The organism is Geomonas sp. Red32 (genome assembly GCF_023652955.1).
Taxonomy (GTDB): domain Bacteria; phylum Desulfobacterota; class Desulfuromonadia; order Geobacterales; family Geobacteraceae; genus Geomonas.
The window spans coordinates 1-21,241 of the sequence record NZ_JAKLOY010000010.1; the positions used below are offsets into that span (position 1 = coordinate 1).

The window sequence follows — 21,241 nt, forward strand, 5'->3', positions numbered from 1 at the left end:
CCCGTCTCCTCTTCCTTGCTGGTCCCGCAGACCTTGTAGATCATATTCTCAATGGGAACCAGCACCGGCGAAAGGAGCGTCTTTTCCCCCTGGAACACCTTCGCCATGTAACCTCCAACCGGCTTGATGGCTGCCAGCAGTACGGCGAAGAACACCACCGTCTGCATCCACTCGTAACTCGTCATCGTTTTTCTCCAGTTCCTGTGCGTCCTATGGTTTGTGAGAGTCCGGCGCCGGAAACGCGCCCCTTCACCTCTCCTTGATGCGCGTCGTGATGAGGCAGGCCGCGTTGTCTTTTATGGCCAGGTTCCCCGGTTGGGCTAAGCCCTCGATGATTTCCCCATCGAAGTAGTAGTCGCCGATAGTCCCCGTCACCTTGATTTTCCCGGTCTGGGAGGTCTGGGTCCAGAGGTCGGGAGGGTACTCGTGGTAGACGGTCAGGACGTTGCCGACCTTGATGAGGCTACGGACGTCCGGAGTGCCGCTGTGGAAGAGATGCACCCGGGCGCCAACTCTCAGCACGGCATCGTCTTTGAGATAGGTGGGTTCCTGGACTGAAGGGGGGTAGGATACCGCCATCAGCGGAGCCGCCATCGTGACCTGGAATGCTACCAATATGATTAATAGTCTACGCATCTGTCGCACCTCCTCGGTATCGCCCCGCCTTCCGGTGGACGCCTTCGCCGTCGAGTCCCTTCACGACTATGAGATTATCCCGCTTGACCTTTAGAGGGGGTCAAAATAAGGGAAAAAGGTGTCAAGAACCTGTTTAGATCAGGTTAACGATGTGTCAAGCGGATAAAAGCACGGGGACTGTGGGTGCGGAAGACGGTGGTGAGCGGGGAAAACGGAGGGCTCTGTGAGAGGGAGGGGTTTCGGGAAGAACATCGGGGTGTTATGGCGATGGTTGTGGTAATTGTTTGTCGGCGAGACTATAGTTACAGGCGCCCTGAAGCCGGATCTTTATTTTCCCTTGATGACAACGGCGGCCATTTTTACACCGTCTAAACGTTGAACCGGATAAGGTTGCCTCTCGAAGGATCCATTTAAGACAGGAACTTTCGAGGTGAGAATTTATCTGTTCGATCCGGTGACCAATGACGACTGAACCGCAGCGCTACATTTCTCCCTACGATCTCCATCCGGGGCAGACCCTGGACGGCCGCTTCGATGTCATCGAAGAGATCAGCCGCAGCGGCATGGCGACCATCTTCAAGGCAAGCGACCTGACCACCGGCCAGACGGTCGCCATCAAGGTCCCCCACCTGCAGTTCGAGAGCGATCCCGGCTTCTACTCGCGCTTCGTGCGCGAAGGGGAGATCGGCGCCCGCTTCAACCATCCCTACCTCCTCAAGTTCATTCCCCTGGAAAAGCAAAGCCGCCCCTACCTGGTCATGGAGTACCTCCAGGGAGAGACCCTGGCCCAGTTTCTGAAGACGGCCGGAGCGCTGCCGGAGCCCCAGGCGCTGACGATGGCGAGCCGCATCTGCGACGCCCTCTCGCACATGCACGCGGCGCAGGTCGTCCACCGCGATCTCAAGCCGCAGAACATCATGATCTGCCCGGACGGGAGCATCCGGATCTTCGACTTCGGGATCGCGCGGGGAACCGGCCGGCGCTTCACCTTCGTAGGCTTCACCCCCTCCATCGGGACCCCCGAGTACATGGCCCCCGAGCAGGTGCTCGGCAAACGCGGGGACGAGCGGACCGACCTCTACACGCTGGGTGTCATGCTCTACCAGATAGTGACCGGGGAGATCCCTTTCGCCGACCCCGGCGGAGACATCTTCAAGGGTATGAACGCCCGGGTTACCGGCGATCCGGTGGCCCCCCGCAAGGTACGCCGGGAGATCTCCGAAGCGGCCGAGGAGATCATCCTGCACGCCATGGAGCGCGACCCCGCCGGCCGCTACCCCTCGGCAGAGGCGATGAAGCGGGAGCTGGACCATCCCGAATCGGTGGAGCTGACCGGGCGCTGGAGAAACCTGAAGACTCCTCAGCCGTGGAAGCGCTACCTGAAGAGCGGCATCCTGGTGGGGCTTTTGCTGGCCGCCGCCATCGCCCTCATCGTCTGGATCGTGCTCCTCATCGTCAAACGGGGCGCGTAGCAGGAAAGAGCCTCCCGGCCCGTAGCGCGTCCTCCCGTCTTGATGTTTCCTTTACACACCTCCCTCCCATTTTGACACTTTCTTTACACCCGATCCGTTATCGTTCAGACACCGGCAACGGCTTCTGAGACAGCGTCGTCTCGCTTTGAGAGCCACATTCGAAGAATGTGCGGACGGCAGTCGCTCAGCAGGTCCGCCGAGGGAGAGCAGGCATTACCATGACGGAACCGATTGCGGCGGAACGGCAGACCATCGTAGAACGCATTCTCAGGGCCATCTTCGGCTCACCGAAGTACCTCAAAGATCCTCACCTGTTTCACAAGATGGCCCTCATCCCGATCCTCGCCTGGGTCGGCCTCGGAGCCGACGGCCTGTCGTCTTCCGCCTACGGCCCCGAGGAGGCATTCCGCGCCTTGGGCGAGCACACCTACCTCGCGGTGTTCCTGGGGCTCACCACGGCACTCACCGTCTTCATCATCTCCTACGCCTACTCGAGGATCATCGAGCATTTCCCCCACGGTGGCGGCGGCTACATCGTGGCGACTCACATGCTGGGCGAGAAGGCCGGGGTCGTCTCGGGGAGCGCCCTCTTGGTCGACTACGTGCTCACCATTACCGTTTCCATCGCCTCCTGCGTGGACGCCTGCTTCAGCTTCATCCCCCAGCCGTTCCACGTCTACAAGGTCCCGGTCGGCATCGTCCTGGCCATCCTCCTCATCATCCTCAACATCCGCGGCGTCAAGGAATCCATCTCGGTCATGGCTCCGATCTTCATGATCTTCGTGGTGACCCACGTCGTCCTTTTGGTCTACGGCGTCGGCGCCCATGTGGACCGCGTCGTGCCGCTCGCCTCGGGAATCAGGACCGGCCTCTCCCACGACCTCTCCACCATGGGGGTGATAGGGATCATGCTCCTGTTCCTCCGGGCCTACTCGCTGGGGGGCGGTACCTATACCGGGATCGAGGCGGTCTCCAACGGCCTGCAGATCATGCGCGAGCCGCGGGTGAAGACCGGCAAGCGAACCATGATCTACATGGCCACCTCCCTTGCCTTCACCGCCGGGGTGCTCTTCTTCTGCTACGCCCTGGTGGGGGTCAGGCCGGTGGAGGGGAAGACCCTCAATGCGGTGCTCGCCGACGGGCTCTTCGCCCACTGGCCGATGGGGAGCGCGCTCGCCTTCGTCACCATCTTCTCCGAGGGTGCCCTGCTGCTGGTCGCCGCCCAGACCGGCTTCGTGGACGGCCCCCGCGTCATGGCCAACATGGCGGTCGACTCCTGGTTCCCGCACCGCTTCGCCGCCCTTTCGGTACGCCTCACCATGCGTAACGGGATCATGCTGATGGGGCTTTCCACCATCGCGCTGCTCCTTTACACCAAGGGCTCGGTCTCCGCGCTGGTGGTCATGTATTCCATCAACGTCTTCGTCACCTTCTCCCTTTCGCAGCTCGGGATGTCGAAGTTCTTCATCCAGAAGAGGAAGGAAGACCCGCTCTGGTTCCGCCACCTGATGGTCCACGTAGTCGGCCTCGTCCTCTGCGTCACCATCCTCATCATCACCACGGTCGAGAAGTTCGCCGAGGGGGGGTGGCTCACCCTGGTCATCACCTCGGTGGTCATCGCCCTTTGCTACCTCATCAAGGGGCACTACCTGAGGCTTCGCCGGGGGATGAAGGACCTGGACGAGGCCCTGCTCGACTTTCCGCTCTCCCCCCACGGCGAGGTCCCGGAGCTCGACCGCAATGCCCCGACCGCTATCCAGCTGGTCTCCAGCTATTCGGGGTTCGGGGTCCATACCCTGCTCTCCATCATGTCCACCTTCCCGAAGACCTATAAGAACATCATCTTCGTGTCGGTGGCGATGATCGACTCCGGCTCGTTCAAGGGGGCCGAGGAGCTCGAGGCCCTGGAGGCGTCGGTCAAGAGTTCGATGGAGCGTTACGTCGACATGGCCAACAAGCTCGGCTTTGCGGCCGGCTACCGCACCGAGCTCGCCACCGACGTAGTGGAAGGGGCAGTGCAGCTTTGCAAGGAGGCGGCCGACGAGTATCCCCGCTCCACCGTCTTCACCGGGCAGATCACCTTCCGGCTCGAGAAGTTCTACCACCGGCTCCTCCACAACGAGACCGCCTTCGCCATCCAAAGACGCCTGCAGTGGGATGGCCTCACCACCGTCATCATGCCCATCCGCGTCCGCTCCTGATTTCCGTTCCCTACACGCCGCCTCCCATTAGGGGAGAGCGTGGCAGCAGGCGCCTCCTCACCCTGCCCTCTCCCCCGATGGGGGCGAGGGGGGAAGGGTGGTGGTTTTGTAATTGATGCCCGGGACTTGCTCTGGTATGCTGCGCGGTCAGAAACTACCGGCGGTCCGCGAGGTATGGAATGAAGAAGCATCTGCTCCTGGCGATAACCCTTGTCGCTGTTATGGCCTCCCAAGCCTATGCCACTCCCAAGCACCTTTTCATCACCGGCCCCTTCAAAACCGGCCCCGATGTCACCAGGCTCTGCCTCCAGTGTCACAAGAAAGAGACGGCTGCCATCATGCAGACCGTACACTGGAAGTGGTCGAAGAAGCAGACGGTGGACGGGAAGGTGATCGACTACGGCAAGAAGAACGCCATCAACAACTTCTGGGGAGCGGTTCCCTCCAACTGGTCCGGATGCACCAGCTGCCACGCGGGCTACGGCTGGGTGGACGAGACCTTCGATTTCAACCAGTCCGAAAACGTCGACTGCCTGGTCTGCCACGACACGACCGGCACCTATAAGAAGTTCCCGGGAGCGGGAGGCCACCCGGTCTACCCCGGCGAGACCAAGGAGTACCCGAAGGGGACGCCCTGGTCTCCGGTAGATCTGGCCGCGGTGGCCCGCTCGGTCGAGCGCCCCAACCGCGCCGCCTGCGGAAACTGCCACTTCTCCGGCTGCGGCGAGGACGGCGCCAAGCACGGCGACCTCGACTCCACGCTGGCCAACCCGACCCCCGAGCAGGACGTCCACATGGGGAAATACAAGCTGACCTGCGAGTCGTGTCACAAGGCCGCCAACCACGACGTCAAGGGGGAGGCGATCTCCGTCTCCTTCAGCTCGGGCCCCCGCACGCTCGCCTGCCTGAACTGCCACAAGGGGCGCATCCATCCGAGCCAGGCCTTGAACAACCACCTGAAAAGGGTGGCCTGCCAGACCTGCCACATTCCGCGCTACGCCAGGACCATCCCCACCATGACCTCCTGGGACTGGTCGACCGCCGGGAAGGACCTCAAGCCCGAGGAGATCAAGAAGGACAGCTTCGGCAAGGAGCTCTACCGGAAGGACCGCGGGAGCCTCACCTATGGGAAAGACCTGGTCCCCACCTACTTCTGGTACAACGGCCAGGTGGACAAGATCCGTCCCGGCGACAAGATCGACCCGGCCAAGACCGTCTGGATCGCCGCCCCGCGCGGGGACCGCTCCGATCCCGATGCCCGGATTTTCCCGTTCAAGATCATGAAGGGAAGGCAGCCGTACGACTCCAAGAACTTGACGCTGGCCGTCTTCAACCTCACCGGCCCCCCCGACTCGACGACCGCCTACGAAAAGGTCTACCGCTGGAACAGCGCGATCATGGCCGGTATGAAGGCCGCCGGGATTCCCTACAGCGGCGATTTCGGCTGGGCCGACACCGCCATGGTCTGGGCGCTCAACCACACCGTCGCTCCCAAGGAGATGGCGCTCTCCTGCCCCAACTGCCACGTGGAAGGGGGGAGGCTCGATTGGAAAGCGCTTGGCTACCCCAAGGATCCCCGCTAGGAGGGTGGTCATGACACTGGCCGCCTTTTACATCGGCGACAGGTGGGGGAGCATCCGCAAAGCCGCCCCCTCGGGAGATCCCCGATGAGCGACCGTCTCGCCGAACTGAGGGTGAAACCGGACCTCACCAACGAGGAGCTGACCGAGCTGATCCGCCTGAGTCCCCCCGGCACCTTCGTCACCCTCCCCAACTTCGAGGACATGGGGGTGGTGGATCTCCGGCGCGCCTTCAAGAACCTCCAGGAGGGGACGGAACGAAGCCGGTACGCCTTCGAGGCCGGGTGCTACATCGAGGCCATCGCGCTCACCATCCAGCACGCCGAGTTCTGGCTCCGGATGTTCGTCGCCGGGCTCAGCCACGACAAGGAGATCTTCCGCCAGAACAACAAGAAATCGTTCGGGATGGTGGTCATGGAGTGCAAGCGTCTCGGCATGGACCGCACCCTGGTTTCCGAGCTTTTGGAGTTCAACCGCAAGCGGGTCTCGTCCGTCCACCAGTACCTCCTGGGGGTGACCGATTACGACGACCTCCTTTTTGCCTGCCGGCAGTACCTTGGGCTCGACCGCAAGGTCCAGCAGTACGTGGTGGCCGCCATCGGGGAACCTGCCACCGGCGCCGAGGATATAACCGGCCGCCTCCTTTTCCGCCAGGATTCGTAACCGGGGGAATGACCCTCGCATCGTGAAACAAAAAGGGGGACGGGCTCCGCAGGCGCCCGTCCCCTTTGCTTCTCTTCCTCTCCGGCCGGAGAGGGGACCAATTGTGAGTACATGGACAAAAACAGCATCGTCGAACAGATCGTCACCCGGCTCAATGCCGACCTCGAACTCTTTTTCTCCGCAGCCAAAACCGCGCACGCAGCGGCCACCCACGCAGAGAACCAGCCCGACAACAAGTACGACACCCTGGCGCTGGAGTCATCCTACCTCGCCCAAGGGCAGGCTAACCGAGCCCAGGAGATCAGGCTTGCCATCTCCGTCTATAAGCAGCTCGTCCTTCCGGAACCGGGCGAACCGGCCGGCATCGGCTCGCTGGTGACCATCGAGGCGGCGGACGGCTCGGCCAAGACGCTCTTCATCGGTCCCCTGGCCGGTGGAATGAAGATCGAGTACCAGGGAACCGAGCTCATGGTGATCACCCCGACCTCTCCGATCGGACGGGAACTGATGGGAAAGGATCCGGGGGACTCCGTCGAGATCCGGACCGGTCCGCGCCGCATCGAGTACGAGATCGTCGAGGTCCAGTGAAGTCCCGTATCCCGGAGGTTTACTCAGGGTGGGCACTCCGTGCCCGCGCTGAAGTGCGGGAAGGTCGGGCATGAAACGCAAAAGGGCGGCCGTAGGGCCGCCCTTTTGCGTCGGTAGCGATCGAGGTGGTGCTAGTACTTCTCGAAGGTTTCGTCGAGATCGAGATCGGCTCCGCCCGTGACCGGCACTGCCGCGTGAGTCAGCGGTTTGGCGGCGTGGGGACTCTTCTTCGCCCGGTTTTTCGCGCCCGCCGCGGCGGAGATGCGGGCGCCCGTTCCGGAACGGCGCTCGATCCTGAAGAACGAGATGGATGACTGCAGCTGCTCCGCCTGGCTGGAGAGCTCCTCTGCGGTCGACGCCATCTCTTCGGCGGCCGAGGCATTCTGCTGAATGACCTGGTCAAGCTGCTGCATCGCCTTGTTGATCTGCTCGGCCCCGGCGTCCTGCTCCCTGCTCGCTGCACTGATCTCCTGGACCAGTCCGGCGGTCTTCTGGATGTCGGGCGCCATCCCGGCGAAGAGGGTCCCGGCGGTTTCGGCGACCTGGACGCTGCTGACGGAGAGCTCGGAGATCTCCGCGGCCGCCTTCTGGCTCCGCTCGGCGAGCTTTCTCACTTCGGAGGCCACCACCGCGAACCCTTTGCCGTGTTCGCCGGCGCGGGCGGCCTCGATGGCGGCGTTCAGCGCCAGCAGGTTGGTCTGGCGGGCGATCTCCTCGATGATGTTGATCCTGCCGGCGATGTCCCTCATGGCGTGGACGGTCCGCTCCACCGCCATGCTCCCCTCTTCGGCGTTCTTCGCCGACTGCACCGATATCTTCTCGGTCTGCAGCGCGTTATCGGCGTTTTGCCTGATGTTGGAGGACATCTCTTCCATGGAGGCGGACGCCTCTTCGGCGGCGGCAGCCTGTTCGGTTGCTCCCTGCGACATGCTCTCCGCACTGGCGGAAAGCTCCTCGCTGCCGGCTGCCACGTTCTCCGCGGCCGAGGCGACTTCTCCGACCACCGCTTTCAGCTTGGTCACCATCTCCTTCAAAGCGGCGTAGATGCCGATCTCCTTGCGGTGGCTGGCGAACTGGATGGTGAGGTCCCCCTCGGCAACCCGGTCGGCGATGGCGGCTATCTCGGCGGGCTCGCCGCCGAGCTGCCTGGTGAGGCTCAAGGTGATGATGATCCCCAGTGCGGCCCCGACGCCGATGGAGCCGAGGATAAGGATGATCATGAAGAGCCGCCCCTGCTGGTAGAGGAGCTGGTTTTCCTGGGCGATCTCCTTGGCGTTGGCCTCCTTCATAGTGGTCGCCTCGTCGATCAAGGCATTGATCTCGCTGATCTTTTCACGGGCTTGGCCGTTGGAGAGGTTGACCGACTGCCTCGCCGCCTGCAGGGCATCGGCCTGCGCCATGGCGAGGACCTGCTTGCTGATCGGCTGGTAATCCTCCCAATCCTTGGTGATCTTCGCGAGAAGTTCCTTTCCTTTCTCGGTGTGGAAGAGCGCCCGGGCCTGATCGAGGTTTTCGGTCGCCTTCTTCCTTCCCTCCTCGTTCATCTGGATGAACTTTTTACGATCGGCCTCGGAGGAGGCGAGCAGCAGGTTTTTCTCCGCCCGGACCGCCCTCAGAATGTTGATGCTCGCTTCCTTGATATGGGCGACACCGAGTAGTTCGCGCTCGTACATCTGGTCGGCACGCGTACTCATAACCGCCATGTTGCGAATACCAACTCCACCCACTACCCCGGTGATGACTGACATTACCAGGAATGCCACCAGTAGACGGGTCCTCACCTTGATGTTCCCTAACCACTGCATTTGATCCCTCCTTGTACAGCACCATTCACTTGATTTGTTCCGGACAGGACGGTATTTTGCTGCTATTACACACTAAAGTGCCGTGTATTCTTTTCGGCCACCTAATGTTTTTTCTTGAACGGGAAATTACCGTACGATGGTAATTTCTCACACAGTAACGATTGCTTCTCTGACATGGCTTCATTACGATGACGATTGCATTAAGCCGTTGGTGCGGGAGGTCAGATTCAGCATGTACTACTATTTCAACTACGACGAGCCGTTGTTTCGCCCTCCTTCCGAGGCGCAAAGCCTCATAATCCAGGCGACTATTGGCTGCTCGCAAAACCACTGCAAGTTCTGCGGGATGTACAAGATGAAGAGCTTCCATATCCGCCCGGTGGCCGAGGTGGTGGCGGAGCTGGAAGCGGTCCCGGTGCCGCATCGTTCCTACGTCCAGCGGGTGTTCATCGCCGACGGCGACGCCCTGGTTTATCCGTTCGAGGGGCTCGTCGAGATCCTCGATGCGCTCGCCCGCCATTTTCCCAACCTCGCCCGGGTCGGAGCCTACGCCTCCCCCAACAGCCTGACGTCCAAGAGTGCGGAACAGCTGGCGGTCCTGCGGGAGAAGAAGCTGAGGATTCTCTACTTCGGGCTGGAGAGCGGCGACGCGGAGACGCTGCGGGCGGTAGACAAGGGATTCGAGCCGGACGAGATGCTCTCCCTCTGCCGCAAGGCTCAGGACGCGGGGATGAAGCTGTCGGTGACCGCCATCCTCGGCCTCGCCGGGCAAGCGCGCAGCCGCGAGCACGCAGAGGCGACCGCGCAATGGATCACCGCGCTCTCGCCTGAGTACTTCTCGCTGCTGACCATGTTCACCCGTCATAACGACGAATGGCTGCGGAGCATCGCTCCGCTCACCCACGGTCAGATCATTGAAGAGGCTCTCACCATGCTGAGGAACCTCTCCCCGCACCGGACGATCCTCCGCTCCAACCACGTCTCCAACTTCCTCAATCTCGCCGGGAGTTATCCGAAGGACCGCGAGCGGCTGATCCAGACCGCAGAAGCCGCCTTGGCTGACGCTCGCCGCCAGAGCTCCTGGTTCGCTTCCGTCCCGGACTACAGTGAGGAGTACTACTAAGGCCCCTCCCCTTCAAGGGGAGGGCGGGGGTGAGGATGGGGAATAAGGATGGGGAATAAGGGATAAAGGATGAGGGATAAAGGATAAGACCTGCCGACTACTTCCCCCCCGTCTTCGTCATCTGCTCGTGTACCTTCGGGCACTCGGCGGCGCAGCTCTCGCATCCGCCCGGGCAAGGTTCGATGTGGATCAGGATCTGGCTGTAGGGGAGGCGGTGCTCGATGTCGGCTTCTATCCGGTCGCTCAAAGCATGCCCCTCCTCCACACTGATCTGTCTCGGGACTACCAGGTGCATGTCGATGTGTCTCGTGTGCCCGGACTTGCGGGTGCGAAGCTTGTGGTACTCGATGAACTGGGTGCCATACCCCTCCATGATCTCGTGGATGACGGCCTCCTCCTCGTCCGGGAGTTTGACGTCGAGGATGTGGAAGAAGGCGGTCTTGGTCAGATCCCAGGCGGCCTTGAAGATCATGCAGGCGACGATGATGGCGATGATGGGGTCGATGATCCCGATGCCGGTAAAGTGGATCGCGATGAGGCCGACGAAGACCCCGAAGGAGGTATAGACGTCGGTTCTAAGATGCATGGCATCGGCTTCCAGCGCGACGGAATCGGTAGTCACCGCCACGGAAAGGAGGTGCCGGGATACGAGGTAGTTGGCGAGCGCCGAGCCACCCATTACCGCGCTCCCCAGCCCGAGCTGTCCCACCTCCGCGACCCCGGTCCTTAACTTCGCTACCGCCTCGAAGATGATGTAGAAGCCGGCGGCGAAGATAAGTACCGCCTCGACGGTCCCGGCCACGTTCTCGATCTTGCCATGGCCAAAGCGGTGCTCGTCGTCGGCGGGTTTGCCGGATTCGCGCACGGAGTACCAGGCGATCCCGGCGGCCACCAGGTCGACCGCGGAATGGACGGCCTCGGAGAGGATGGAGACCGATCCCGAGGCCAGGCCGCAGATCAGCTTCAGTACCACGAGGATGGAATTGGAGATAACCGAAAGGCGGGCGGCCTTTCTCTTGAGGAGATCGTGTTCGGCGTTGATCATGAGTGTCGTTCTTTCTAGTTGTGAAGTGCAGACATGACAAAGGGGGCGCAGCACTGACTGCAAACCCCCGATCGTAAGTCCGATCAGTGACTTTTAACCCGAACCGGACAGAAAAGCAAGATGCCGTTGCTATCTTTCACGACACTTTTCGGCCATCCGTAGGGTGGGCACCCCTTGCCCACGCTGCACCCCGCGGGTAAGCGGCACCCCTGCCTGAGCGGCCTGCTCACGCGGCAAGTCTGCCCGCGCGGTAAGCCTGCGGCGAGGATGGAGGGGCTGCCTGAGGATCGCTATAAAGTCTGGTACACTTTGCGGGACTGATTCCGCCGGGGGTGCCGATGAAAAGAGTGATCCTGGCCGTGCTCGCAGTGCTCTCCTTTCTCTTTCGGCAGCGTGCAACGGGAAACGGGAGTCCGCCTCCTCCACCGTTCCCCGCGTCTCCGCGACTCCCGACTACCTCAGGAGCTTCGGCGTTGCCCCCACCACCGAAAAAGGGACCTGCTTCGCCTTCGTCATCTACTTCCCTTCCGGGGACAAGCTGGGACGCAAAGCCTCGGGAGACCGGGAGATGCCGTTGGAGTGGCAGGAACATTAATCTACAGGAGGATGAAATGAAAAAGTTAGTGGCGTTTGCCGTGATTGCCGGTCTTGCCTGCGCAGGGCAGGCTCTCGGCCACGAAGGAGAGCACCATCACCATCACGATGGGAAGATGGCGAAGACCCACGAGATCATGTCTCACTATGCCACATCGCAGGCGAAGATCACCGCCGCCCTCGAAAAGCGGGACGCGGCGACGGTGGCCAAGGAGACCAACTACCTCCTTTCCACCGGAAAAGAGCTGAAGAGTGCCCAGCCGCACAAAGGGCAAAACGATCTGAAGAAGTTCCGGGAACTGGCCGGCCAGTTCCAGTCCGATGTCAAAACCACTGCCGCCTTGGCCGCCAGCGGGGACTTTAAAAAGGCCAAGGAGGCCTTTGCCGCCGCGCAGGGGCGATGCACGGCTTGCCATGCGCAGTATCGGGATTAACCTGCTTTCTCTCAACGCACCCTCCCCTTCAAAGGGGAGGGCAGGGGTGAGGACGGGGTTTCGTGGGGCGCCTATCTCCTGCTGGTATACTTGACGGTACCCTTCGTCGAGTTCTCACCAGCATGGAGATTTTTATGGCCATCCTTGCAGCAGTCGCCGGCGCCGCCTTCATCGTCATTGCCCTGTGGGAAGGATTCGAGACCATCATCCTCCCCCGCCGCGTCACCCGGCGTTTCCGCTTCACCCGCGTCTTTTACCGGACCACCTGGCGCCCCTGGATGAAGCTTGGCCGTGCCGTCATCCCGGTCAATCGCCGGGAAACGTGGCTCGGCTGTTTCGGTCCCCTCTCCCTCCTGCTCCTTCTCTCCGTCTGGGCCTTCATCCTCATCATCGGTTTCGCCCTGCTGCACTGGGCCGCCGGCTCGGCCGTCTTCGCCAACGACGGCCACGGCGGGTTTTTCATCGACCTCTACCTGAGCGGCACCACCTTTTTCACGCTGGGGCTGGGGGACGTCCTTCCCCACAACTCGGTCGGAAGGGTTCTCGTGGTGCTGGAATCCGGTTTGGGTTTCGCCTTCCTCGCCCTGGTCATCGGCTACCTTCCCGCGCTCAACCAATCCTTCGCCCGCCGCGAGGTCAGCATCTCCCTCCTCGATGCCCGCGCAGGCTCGCCCCCCTGCGCCTCCGAGATGCTCCGCCGCCACTCCCATCACGGCGGGATGGAGTCCCTGCAAAAACTTCTGGGCGAGTGGGAGCGCTGGTCCGCAGAGTTCCTGGAAGGGCACCTCTCCTACCCGGTGCTCGCCTACTTCCGCTCCCAGCATGACAACCAGTCCTGGCTGGGAGCGCTGACCGCAATTCTCGACACCTGCGCCCTCATCATGGCCGGGGTCGAGGGGACCTGTGCCCGTCAAGCCGAGCTCACCTTCGCCATGTCCCGCCACGCCGTCGTCGATCTCTCCCTGGTCTTTTACACCAAGCCGCGTCAGCCTAAGGCCGACCGCCTCCCCAAGGAGACCCTGGAAGAGCTCCGCGCCCTGCTGGCCCGCAGCGGCCAGAAGCTGGGCAACGGGGACGAGTTCGAGAGAAAGCTCAAAGAGTTACGGGAGATGTACGAGCCGTACGTGAGCGCACTCGCCGCCCACTTCCACATCGGCCTTCCCCCGTGGGTTGCCAGGGGAGACAGCGCCGACAACTGGCTGGGAAGTTACTGGGAACGCCCCGCGAAGAAACACGACCAGCTCCCCAACCGGGGCGGCGAGCACTTCTGACCGGGAACCAAACCTTGCAGTGGGGCGGGAGCCCCGATGATTAAAATACTTGCATTAGCTCCCGATTACGGGCAGTATTGGCCATCGCGCCTAAGGACTTTCATTGAGGTACAGAGCCCCTGATGAACATCGACCCCACTGTTCCCCAACCGGCCGCCGCCCCCGCCCCTCCCGCCGACACGAAACCCCATTTCCCATCGCTGTTTCCCGACGCCGAAGCAGGATACCGGGCCATTATCGAAGGTTTCGACGGGCTGATCTATGTCTGTTCCCGCGATTACCGGGTCCTCTACATGAATGCCAGGTTCATCGAACGGACCGGGAGAGATGCCACCGGCGAGCTCTGCTACCGGGCACTGCACGATCGCGACTCCGTCTGTCCGTGGTGTGTCAACGACCGCGTCTTCGCCGGCGAAAAAGTCCGCTGGTCCCTTAAGAGCCCCAAGGACGGCCGCAGCTATGACGTCACCAACGTGCCGATCCGGCTGGCCGACGGGACCATCGTGAAACAGTCGCTGATCCAGGACGTGACGGAGAGGGTGGTTGCCGAGGAAATCATCCGGGGCAACGCCGAATACCAGCAGGCCCTCGTCTGCGCCATCCAGGACGGTGTTTCCGTCATCGATACCATGGGGGTCCACGTCAAGGTCAACAATGCACTCTGCGCCATGACGGGATTCAGCCGCGAAGAGCTGATCGGGACCGGCATCCCGCACCCGTATTGGCCGGAGGAGGAATACCCGAGGATCCGGGAGTCCTTCGAATCGCTCGAAAGAGGAGAGGTGGGGCAGGTCGAGCTCGTCTTCAAGCGCAAGTCGGGAGAGCGGTTCCCGGTCATCATCCACCCTTCCACCGTGAGGGACCGGGCCGGCCAGGCCACCGGCTACCTCGCCACCATCAAAGACATCACCGAGCGGAAAGGGGCGGAGGATGCGTTGCGGCGAAGCAATGCCCGCTTGGCACTTCTTGCCGCCACCACCACGGATCTCCTCAAGGCGAAGGATCCGCAGCAGGCGATCGGCTCCATCTGCGCAAAGGTCCTGTCCCATCTCGACTGTCAGCTGTTTTTTAACTACCTGCTCGACGAGGAACCGGGGCGGCTGCGTCTCAACGCGTGGGGGGGGATCCCGGAAGAGGAGGCCAGCAAGCTCGAGTGGCTGGATATGGGGGAAGCCGTCTGCGGTTGCGTAGCCCGCGACGGGGTCCGGATCGTGGCCCCCGACATCGACAAGTACCCGTCCCCCCAGACCGCCCTCCTCGCTTCCTACGGGGTGAAGGCCTACGCCTGCCTCCCGCTGGTCGTCCAGGATAAGGTGCTCGGGACCATCTCCTTCGGCTCTTGCACGAGGCCCGGCTTCAGCGGCGAGGACCTCGCCACCATGAACGCGGTGGCCGAGCAGGTGGCGATCGCCTTCGAGCGGAAGAAGAGCGAGGAGGAGCTGCAAAAAGCCCACGACGAATTGGAGCAGCGCGTTCGCGAGCGGACCCTCGAACTGCAAGCCGCCAACCAGGAGCTGCAGTCCTTCTGCTACTCGGTGACCCATGAACTCGGGGCCCCGTTGCGGGGAATCAGCTGCTTCAGCAGTATCCTGCTGGAAGAGTACTCCGATAAGATCGACGACGCGGGCAGGGAGTTCCTGACACGGATCGGGACCGCGGCGGTGCGGATGGGAGGGCTGGTGGATGATCTGCTGAACCTCTCCCGGGTTACCCGCCGAAAGCTCAACCGGGAGCCCGTCGACCTCTCCGGCATCGCGTGCCAGGTTGCGGCGACGCTACGGTCCCAGGACGCCGAGCGCGAGGTGGAAATCACCGTTGCCGAAGGTATGCGGGGAGAGATGGACAGCGGGTTGGCCTGTCTGGCACTGCAGAATCTGGTCGGAAACGCCTGGAAGTACACCCGGGAAGTTGCTGCCGCGAGGATCGAGGTGGGGAGCTTCGTCGAAGGGGAGGAGCCCGTCTTCTTCGTCCGGGACAACGGGATAGGCTTCGCCATGGAGTACGCCGAAAAGATCTTCCAGCCTTTTGAGCGTTTGCACCGGATCGGGACCTACGAAGGAACCGGTATCGGTCTGGCCACCGTGCAGCGGGTGATCGCCATGCACGGCGGCCGGGTCTGGGCCGAAGCCGAGCCCGGCCAAGGCGCCACCTTCTACTTCACCGACGGCACCTGCTCGGTGAGTTCTACCGATCACTCCTCTTGATTAATCGGTTCCGCTAAGCGCCCCTGGCGATCTCTTCAAGATTCCCTGCGATGGTAGTCGAAGTTGCCGCTTGCTCTTCGGACGCGGTGGCTATTTGGGAGATGAGATGCTCGATCTCCTCGATTGAGTGGACGATGTTGATGAGCGACTCGTCAGCCTGGTTGGAAAGCTCTTCACTGGCTTCTGCTTCGTCCCGTCCCTTCTCTATGGATTCCACCGCCATGGCGGTCTCTTTGAGGATTCCCTCAACCATCACCCGTATCTGCTTGGTAGACTCCACGGTGCGGTCGGCGAGATTGCGGACCTCGTCGGCGACCACTGCGAATCCTCGACCCTGATCGCCGGCGCGGGCTGCTTCAATTGCGGCATTGAGGGCAAGGAGGTTGGTTTGATCGGCAATGTCATTGATAACGCCGACAAACTCGACGATTTTCTCGGATTTCGATCCCAGGCTTCTGACAATTCCGGCTGAGTTGCGGACGATGTCAGCGACTTTACGCATTTCGCCGACAGCCTGATTCACCACCGACTGACCTGCTTTGGCATTTTCCGAAACCTGGCCAGCAGCCTCCGAGGCATGGACCGTATTTCTAGCCACCTCGTTGACCGTCATGCTCATCTCTTCCATGGCGGTGGCGATTTGGGTGACGCGGCTTTCCAGATATTCTTTCCGTTGGACCTCTTTCTGCTGGTGTTCCTGGACTCTTTTCTCGGCGGTGATGTCACTCCAGCACGCCATGTAACAGAAGACCTTGGTCGGGTCCGTACTATCCCATATGGGGTAAGCCGTGGTTCGCAGTGTGACGTTGCCAATCGGTATCTCAGCAGAGTGCGGCATGTGGGAACGGGGATTTCCGAAGATGCTTCTGATCCTTCCTGGGTCTTTGTGGTACTGGTGAATGGAATTTCCCGATGCGTTACCGACATCGGCACCGGATAACCCGGCGTTGAGTTCCGACCGGTGCTTACTCATCAATTCCTTCGCTTTTTGGTTCATGTAGAAGATCTTATTCTCAGGTGTTGCATCGCAGAGCATGACAATGTTGTCAACATTATCGAGCATTTGCTTAAGTCTTGCCGCTTCGGCAGCGTTGCCGTCCATATCGGAAGCATGTCGCGAAAAAAGTCCCATTGACTGATCTCCTGCTGGAGTGAAAGGGTGGTAGTTTCTTGTCGTTCTTATCGGTTCAGACCAGTGCAGCTTGAGGACAATTGGTGTCACTTCCCCATGCCTGTCCCTTTGGCACTCGGTTTCCCTTTTCACCTCGGCATTTACACAACATCCTTTACACACCCGGCGGGTGACAAGTTGTCCATGGCAGATGACGAGATGTCCGTTGCGCGTGGTAACTTGTCAGCTGTGCGTGGCAAGTTGCCCATCGCTCGCGACAACTTGTCGGTTGCACATGACAAGTTTTCCGTTGCACGTGGCAAGTTGTCCGTTGCACGCGGCAAGATGTGAGCTGCACGCGGCAAGATGTGAGCTGCACGCGGCAAGATGAGCGCTGCACGTGACAAGATGTACGCTGCACGCGGCAAGATGAGCGTTGCACGCGACAAGATGTGAGCTGCACGCGGCAAGATGAGCGTTGCACGCGACAAGATGTACGCTGCACGTGGCAAGATGTACGCTGCACGCGGCAAGATGTGCGTTGCACGCGGCAAGATGTGCGTTGCACGCGGCAAGATGTGCGCTGCACACGGCAAGAGGTGCGCTGCACACGGCAAGAGGTGAGCTGCACACTGCAAGATGTGAGCTGCACACTGCAAGATGTGAGCTGCGCGCGGCAAGTTGCCTGTTGCACGCGGTGACTTGTGCGCTGTAGGTGATAAGTTGTGAGCCGCTCGTGGTAAGTTGATAGCCGCTACTGACAGGATATTGCGGGGAGAGTCGAAGCTTTGCAGCGTTGATGGCAAAGTACGTTCTCCTGTGAGGGAGCAGATGGTGGCGGGGGATTGGCGGCCAAGAGTGGAGATGCCTTTCGGCTGAGGGGAGGAAGACATGTTGGCTGTCAGGGACTTGTAAGGGCAGGAGCACCACTACCGGTGCTCCTGCCCTCGGTTCATCATGTCCCCGGCAGGTTACGGTTTCAGAGTCTCGTGTTCAATGCTATCCGGCATTGTCGACCTGGACCTCTTTGGAGTCGTCCGAAGCGGCCCCCTTAGACCGGGTGCCTTTCCGGCGCTCCTTGGTCAGGTCGAATCCACAACTGAGAAGGATCTCAGGTTTGCGGACCGCCGCCCCTTCCAGGACCGACGCTATCTCATCTAAGATTGCCATCAGCGATGCCTGGAGCATATCGCGTTCGGCAATGTCGAGCGTACCTCTGTAGGAAGCCTTCAGGTAGGCGTCTTCATACTTGTCGGATTGCGAGGTGTAGGACCCCCACAGTGGTTCCGGTATAACAGGGCAACCGGCAAGGGATCGCCTGATCCGGTTGTTTAGGGAAAAAAATTTGGCTGGCGACAGTTGGTGGTAATTTCGCTTTATTCGCACTCCCATACAGGAACCTCCTTTCCTTCGCCATGAGCGAAGTTGGCAGGATTGCCGTCTGGTCTTGCCTTCCGGGGACATGCCCCAAGCTTACAGCCAACCTTGTATTATTCAAATTTTTTAATTTTAGTGGACGCTTGAGGGGCAGGAGATTTGTTTACTGCGGCACACCCATCGGGTAGAGGTCGGGGAAGAGATATCCGGCGGCATGTGGAGGGAAGGCGATCCGGACCGGACCCTTCGGAGGCTCGCCTGGATCTTCCGGCCAGAATAGCCGATTTGGTCTGCAGTTGGAGGGCCAAGCCTTCCCAGATCCCACCTTTGGCCCTTGGAGTTGCTAGGGGACGTACTTGATATTTGACATTCGGGGGGTGAAAAGCCTTCAAGTGGTCATCAAATTCGAGTACGTCCCTCGGTCGCTCCAGAACGCGAAAAGCCCCAGATGACTCATCTGGGACTTTTCTGAAAATGGTGGGCCGCGTTGGGATCGAACCAACGACCTGAAGATTAAGAGTCTACTGCTCTACCAACTGAGCTAGCGGCCCCGGACAGACCGATTTATAGCAAATCGAAAGCCTTTATTCAAATGGGAATTATCGATATTGTAAATGCAATCAATTTAAATTAGCGATAAGCGTTCGGGCTTCGCATCGAGTCATCCGCCCGCGAACATCGGCAGCAGGGTATCGAGCGTCGCTTTTCCCAGGTCTGCCGCTCCGGGAGAGGGAGAGGGAGAGGGAGAGGGAGAGGGAGAGGGAGAGGGAGAGGGAGAGGGGATAGGCTGCTTTTCGATAAAGGCCCAATGAGCGTAACAGACAGAGAATCGAGCACTTACCTCTGACCGTTTTAGGGGTAAACTTGAGGCGTTCATGGTGTGAGAGTTAACATGGATGCTTGATCCTATACTAATAAAAGGTATATTATGGCTTGGTACGTCAGGATGTCCCGAATTGCTGAGAAGCAGAAGGACAAGCTTAGCAAGCCGCTACGCCAGATCCTTTATGCTCTTGTAGGCGACATCGAGGCCCTCGGACCGATTCGCGGTGATTGGCCGAATTATTCGAAACTGGCGGACGGCAAGCACCACTGTCACCTCAAAAAGGGTAACCCCACCTATGTCGCCGTGTGGGAAGTGCTAGACAAGAACATCAAGTTGGTCGAGGTGAAATATGTTGGAACGCACGAAAAAGCCCCATACTGAGGTTGCGCACTTTGCCGGGCCAGCAAAGAAACTTCAGGAGCTGAGAGCGTATGCTGCAAAGCTCGGTTGTCAAGAAGTGGATGAAAGCGTCGCTTGGCGCGAGGCCTTCCCTGAGTTTCAGGAGAATGCCGTGGGCTCCACCTTGGCTGGTTACCGGCACCGCCAAGGTCTGACCCAGGTTGAACTGTCAGCGTCGACTGGAATCCCACAGCGCCACATAAGCGAGATGGAAAACGGGAAGCGGATCATTGGCGTGGTGAACGCAAAGAGGCTAGCCGCAGTACTAGACTGCGACCACCGACGGTTGCTTTAGCGCAGACTAAAAGGGGCCACGGCTGAAGGAGGAAGAAAAGGGGACAGGCTGCTTTTCGATTAAGCCTCAATGAGCGAAACTATCAGGGGCACACCAAGGTCAGGTCCAGACATTGGACATTTGCCACCCCGAGGGGGGCAAATAAGAATAGGAAAAGGGGACAGGCTACTTTTCGATAAAGCAGCCTGTCCCCTTTTTTCGTTCCGGTCGCGGACTACGTAACGGACTACCTTCAGAAGGGGAAGCACTTGGGCGATGAAGTGGTGACGAGCGATGGAGGGGAACGCTAGGCGAAAAAGGCCCTGTCAGGAGCGGCTATGGGGCCACTTGCTAAGTGGCAACTTTTTGCTCAGGTACCTGCAGCGTGGCATGTTTGGCCCCAAAGACACCCCACGACTGTGGCCTTTCAACTTGAAACAATCTAAGCATGGCCCCATTGTCGGCCCTTTTATTTTTCAAGCGTTGACAGGGCTGGTTACCGCCCCAACCTCTCAAAATAGTCCTCAATAATGTGCCAGTGTTTCTTGAAGCCGTCACTAACAGCTACTCCTCCGTCTCTTACAGGCCAAACCAGAAATGAGTTACGTGCATTCGTGAAGTTGTCTAATTTACCTGTAGAAAGGTTAGCTTCCCATATTACACCATTTGCATCAATGTCTGAGGTCCAGTAAGTCCCTTTTGCAATATTGGATATGACACCCTTAAAACCGATTGAACAAAAATATGAGGCGATAGAGCACGTTCTATGGGCTTGGTCATTTGTTATTCTCGGGAAGGAACCAAACCCTTTTTCACGTGCATACGCACATAATTGCATGATCTCTGCGTTGGTAGGCAGCCTCCAATCGTAGTGTCCATCTAAATTCAACTCTTCTGCCCATTTTTGCGCTTCAAGCCAATCAAATCCTATCTTCGTGCTAGAACCCCAATCATGTAGATGCCCATACGGAGGAAAGTCGGGGAGGTTGCCGTTCCTCGCCCAGAACAGCCCGGTTCTGGTGTCTTTGACAACATTCTTCCCGAACTCGAAACCGTCTATTTCAAACAATGCCGTAAATGGTGACGCTCCTTTTCTGGGGGGAGACGATACACGTGGTGATTCCCGCAATTCTTTTTCTTTCTCGAGTAGCTTATCCGACAAGCTTCTTATGAGGGCGTCTTTTTCTCTTAACTCTTTATCATCATTCTGGTATTGATCGGCTGGATTGGCAGGCCCAACGAACTTCTGATTAACGGGAGATATATACTTGGAATGAAGCCATTTACCTATCTCGAATATGTTTTTAAGAACTTCCATTGCTATTTTAGTTGATTGTGGCTCACAGTGAACAGCTTTGTTCCCTTCAATTCGTACACGATGGACAGAATCGAGAAGGAGGGGCGGAAAATAAGATTTGAGCTCGGTGCCTAAGCGTTGGGACAGGCTCAACGTCGGATCGTCCATGACGCCTTCGTGTTCGGAAACAGACTTCAAGGTTATTTCGAGGAACATCCGGGACCGCATGACTGATGCTGTGGGGTCTGTCCATACATGCTCCTCTGCCTTGGTGCCACATTCTGCAAGATCAGGAAAACTGGAAGATAGGAACGTAAAGTTTTGGGTGTTCATGTCGGTGT

Annotated in this window: 18 protein-coding genes and 1 tRNA gene; 11 read left to right on the forward strand and 8 right to left on the reverse strand. The window is 59.7% G+C overall.

Going from position 1 to position 21,241, the window contains the following annotated elements; all coding sequences use genetic code 11:
- Both L4X63_RS20260 and L4X63_RS20265 read right to left on the reverse strand, forming a co-directional pair.
- The coding region (locus L4X63_RS20260; protein WP_250680481.1) for a potassium-transporting ATPase subunit KdpA at positions 1-185 on the reverse strand (185 nt) is incomplete at its 3' end.
- A 64-nt stretch (positions 186-249) separates the two neighbouring features.
- Positions 250-636, reverse strand: a complete 387-nt coding sequence (locus L4X63_RS20265) for a hypothetical protein (RefSeq protein ID WP_250680482.1) — start codon at positions 634-636, stop codon at positions 250-252.
- 461 nt (positions 637-1,097) lie between these two features.
- Between L4X63_RS20265 and L4X63_RS20270 the strand changes: the two genes are divergently transcribed.
- The 5 genes from L4X63_RS20270 to L4X63_RS20290 all read left to right on the forward strand — a co-directional run bounded on the left by L4X63_RS20270 (position 1,098) and on the right by L4X63_RS20290 (position 7,140).
- On the forward strand, positions 1,098-2,108 hold the full coding sequence (locus L4X63_RS20270) for a serine/threonine protein kinase (protein ID WP_250680483.1): 1,011 nt from the start codon (positions 1,098-1,100) through the stop codon (positions 2,106-2,108).
- Positions 2,109-2,326: 218 nt separating this feature from the next.
- Complete coding sequence (locus tag L4X63_RS20275; protein ID WP_250680484.1) at positions 2,327-4,309, forward strand: APC family permease; 1,983 nt, start codon at positions 2,327-2,329, stop codon at positions 4,307-4,309.
- A gap of 179 nt (positions 4,310-4,488) precedes the next feature.
- On the forward strand, positions 4,489-5,892 hold the full coding sequence (locus L4X63_RS20280; RefSeq protein WP_250680485.1) for a tetrathionate reductase family octaheme c-type cytochrome: 1,404 nt from the start codon (positions 4,489-4,491) through the stop codon (positions 5,890-5,892).
- A gap of 84 nt (positions 5,893-5,976) precedes the next feature.
- On the forward strand, positions 5,977-6,552 hold the full coding sequence (locus L4X63_RS20285) for a hypothetical protein (RefSeq protein ID WP_250680486.1): 576 nt from the start codon (positions 5,977-5,979) through the stop codon (positions 6,550-6,552).
- Between the two features lie 111 nt (positions 6,553-6,663).
- Complete coding sequence (locus L4X63_RS20290) at positions 6,664-7,140, forward strand: GreA/GreB family elongation factor (RefSeq protein WP_250680487.1); 477 nt, start codon at positions 6,664-6,666, stop codon at positions 7,138-7,140.
- Positions 7,141-7,271: 131 nt separating this feature from the next.
- Here the strand turns inward: L4X63_RS20290 and L4X63_RS20295 are convergent, their stop codons facing one another.
- A complete protein-coding gene (locus tag L4X63_RS20295; RefSeq protein WP_250680488.1) occupies positions 7,272-8,945 on the reverse strand; it encodes a methyl-accepting chemotaxis protein in 1,674 nt (557 codons plus the stop codon).
- Positions 8,946-9,177: 232 nt separating this feature from the next.
- Between L4X63_RS20295 and L4X63_RS20300 the strand changes: the two genes are divergently transcribed.
- Complete coding sequence (locus tag L4X63_RS20300; protein WP_250680489.1) at positions 9,178-10,068, forward strand: radical SAM protein; 891 nt, start codon at positions 9,178-9,180, stop codon at positions 10,066-10,068.
- Positions 10,069-10,165: 97 nt separating this feature from the next.
- On the opposite strand, the gene L4X63_RS20305 is transcribed toward L4X63_RS20300, so the two are convergent.
- Complete coding sequence (locus L4X63_RS20305; RefSeq protein WP_250680490.1) at positions 10,166-11,113, reverse strand: cation diffusion facilitator family transporter; 948 nt, start codon at positions 11,111-11,113, stop codon at positions 10,166-10,168.
- Between the two features lie 611 nt (positions 11,114-11,724).
- Here L4X63_RS20305 and L4X63_RS20310 point away from each other — a divergent pair.
- The 3 genes from L4X63_RS20310 (at position 11,725) to L4X63_RS20320 (ending at position 15,616) form a co-directional block, all read left to right on the forward strand.
- Complete coding sequence (locus L4X63_RS20310; protein WP_250680491.1) at positions 11,725-12,141, forward strand: cytochrome c; 417 nt, start codon at positions 11,725-11,727, stop codon at positions 12,139-12,141.
- A gap of 122 nt (positions 12,142-12,263) precedes the next feature.
- Positions 12,264-13,412, forward strand: a complete 1,149-nt coding sequence (locus tag L4X63_RS20315) for a potassium channel family protein (protein ID WP_250680492.1) — start codon at positions 12,264-12,266, stop codon at positions 13,410-13,412.
- Positions 13,413-13,534: 122 nt separating this feature from the next.
- Positions 13,535-15,616, forward strand: coding sequence for a PAS domain S-box protein (locus tag L4X63_RS20320; protein WP_250680493.1), 2,082 nt, complete (start codon positions 13,535-13,537; stop codon positions 15,614-15,616).
- Positions 15,617-15,629: 13 nt separating this feature from the next.
- Here L4X63_RS20320 and L4X63_RS20325 read toward each other — a convergent pair whose 3' ends face one another.
- The 3 genes from L4X63_RS20325 to L4X63_RS20335 all read right to left on the reverse strand — a co-directional run bounded on the left by L4X63_RS20325 (position 15,630) and on the right by L4X63_RS20335 (position 18,655).
- On the reverse strand, positions 15,630-16,748 hold the full coding sequence (locus L4X63_RS20325) for a methyl-accepting chemotaxis protein (protein WP_250680494.1): 1,119 nt from the start codon (positions 16,746-16,748) through the stop codon (positions 15,630-15,632).
- Between the two features lie 978 nt (positions 16,749-17,726).
- Positions 17,727-17,897 carry a hypothetical protein gene (locus tag L4X63_RS20330; RefSeq protein ID WP_250680495.1) on the reverse strand — a complete coding sequence of 57 codons (171 nt, stop codon included), beginning with the start codon at positions 17,895-17,897 and terminating at the stop codon, positions 17,727-17,729.
- 682 nt (positions 17,898-18,579) lie between these two features.
- Positions 18,580-18,655, reverse strand: a tRNA-Lys gene (locus tag L4X63_RS20335).
- A 377-nt stretch (positions 18,656-19,032) separates the two neighbouring features.
- On the opposite strand from L4X63_RS20335, the gene L4X63_RS20340 reads away from it, so the two are divergent.
- Positions 19,033-19,311 carry a cytotoxic translational repressor of toxin-antitoxin stability system gene (locus tag L4X63_RS20340; RefSeq protein WP_250680496.1) on the forward strand — a complete coding sequence of 93 codons (279 nt, stop codon included), beginning with the start codon at positions 19,033-19,035 and terminating at the stop codon, positions 19,309-19,311.
- The gene (locus tag L4X63_RS20345; RefSeq protein ID WP_250680497.1) at positions 19,280-19,624 is read left to right on the forward strand and encodes a helix-turn-helix domain-containing protein; all 345 of its coding nucleotides are present in this window, start codon (positions 19,280-19,282) and stop codon (positions 19,622-19,624) included. The genes L4X63_RS20340 and L4X63_RS20345 overlap by 32 nt, the downstream gene beginning before the upstream one ends.
- Positions 19,625-20,099: 475 nt before the next feature.
- Here the strand turns inward: L4X63_RS20345 and L4X63_RS20350 are convergent, their stop codons facing one another.
- Positions 20,100-21,233, reverse strand: a complete 1,134-nt coding sequence (locus L4X63_RS20350; RefSeq protein WP_250680498.1) for an Lcl C-terminal domain-containing protein — start codon at positions 21,231-21,233, stop codon at positions 20,100-20,102.
- Positions 21,234-21,241 lie beyond the last annotated feature (8 nt).

What these genes read in the sequence shown, in the direction of transcription:
- L4X63_RS20315 (WP_250680492.1), top strand. Translation starts at nt 12,264, where the DNA reads ATGGAGATTTTTATGGCCATCCTTGCAGCAGTCGCCGGCGCCGCCTTC.
- L4X63_RS20320 (WP_250680493.1), top strand. Translation starts at nt 13,535, where the DNA reads ATGAACATCGACCCCACTGTTCCCCAACCGGCCGCCGCCCCCGCCCCT.
- L4X63_RS20285 (WP_250680486.1), top strand. Translation starts at nt 5,977, where the DNA reads ATGAGCGACCGTCTCGCCGAACTGAGGGTGAAACCGGACCTCACCAAC.
- L4X63_RS20290 (WP_250680487.1), top strand. Translation starts at nt 6,664, where the DNA reads ATGGACAAAAACAGCATCGTCGAACAGATCGTCACCCGGCTCAATGCC.
- L4X63_RS20305 (WP_250680490.1), bottom strand. Translation starts at nt 11,113, where the DNA reads ATGATCAACGCCGAACACGATCTCCTCAAGAGAAAGGCCGCCCGCCTT.
- L4X63_RS20310 (WP_250680491.1), top strand. Translation starts at nt 11,725, where the DNA reads ATGAAAAAGTTAGTGGCGTTTGCCGTGATTGCCGGTCTTGCCTGCGCA.
- L4X63_RS20295 (WP_250680488.1), bottom strand. Translation starts at nt 8,945, where the DNA reads ATGCAGTGGTTAGGGAACATCAAGGTGAGGACCCGTCTACTGGTGGCA.
- L4X63_RS20270 (WP_250680483.1), top strand. Translation starts at nt 1,098, where the DNA reads ATGACGACTGAACCGCAGCGCTACATTTCTCCCTACGATCTCCATCCG.
- L4X63_RS20345 (WP_250680497.1), top strand. Translation starts at nt 19,280, where the DNA reads ATGTTGGAACGCACGAAAAAGCCCCATACTGAGGTTGCGCACTTTGCC.
- L4X63_RS20325 (WP_250680494.1), bottom strand. Translation starts at nt 16,748, where the DNA reads ATGGGACTTTTTTCGCGACATGCTTCCGATATGGACGGCAACGCTGCC.
- L4X63_RS20350 (WP_250680498.1), bottom strand. Translation starts at nt 21,233, where the DNA reads ATGAACACCCAAAACTTTACGTTCCTATCTTCCAGTTTTCCTGATCTT.
- L4X63_RS20275 (WP_250680484.1), top strand. Translation starts at nt 2,327, where the DNA reads ATGACGGAACCGATTGCGGCGGAACGGCAGACCATCGTAGAACGCATT.
- L4X63_RS20265 (WP_250680482.1), bottom strand. Translation starts at nt 636, where the DNA reads ATGCGTAGACTATTAATCATATTGGTAGCATTCCAGGTCACGATGGCG.
- L4X63_RS20330 (WP_250680495.1), bottom strand. Translation starts at nt 17,897, where the DNA reads ATGGCAATCTTAGATGAGATAGCGTCGGTCCTGGAAGGGGCGGCGGTC.
- L4X63_RS20340 (WP_250680496.1), top strand. Translation starts at nt 19,033, where the DNA reads ATGGCTTGGTACGTCAGGATGTCCCGAATTGCTGAGAAGCAGAAGGAC.
- L4X63_RS20280 (WP_250680485.1), top strand. Translation starts at nt 4,489, where the DNA reads ATGAAGAAGCATCTGCTCCTGGCGATAACCCTTGTCGCTGTTATGGCC.
- L4X63_RS20300 (WP_250680489.1), top strand. Translation starts at nt 9,178, where the DNA reads ATGTACTACTATTTCAACTACGACGAGCCGTTGTTTCGCCCTCCTTCC.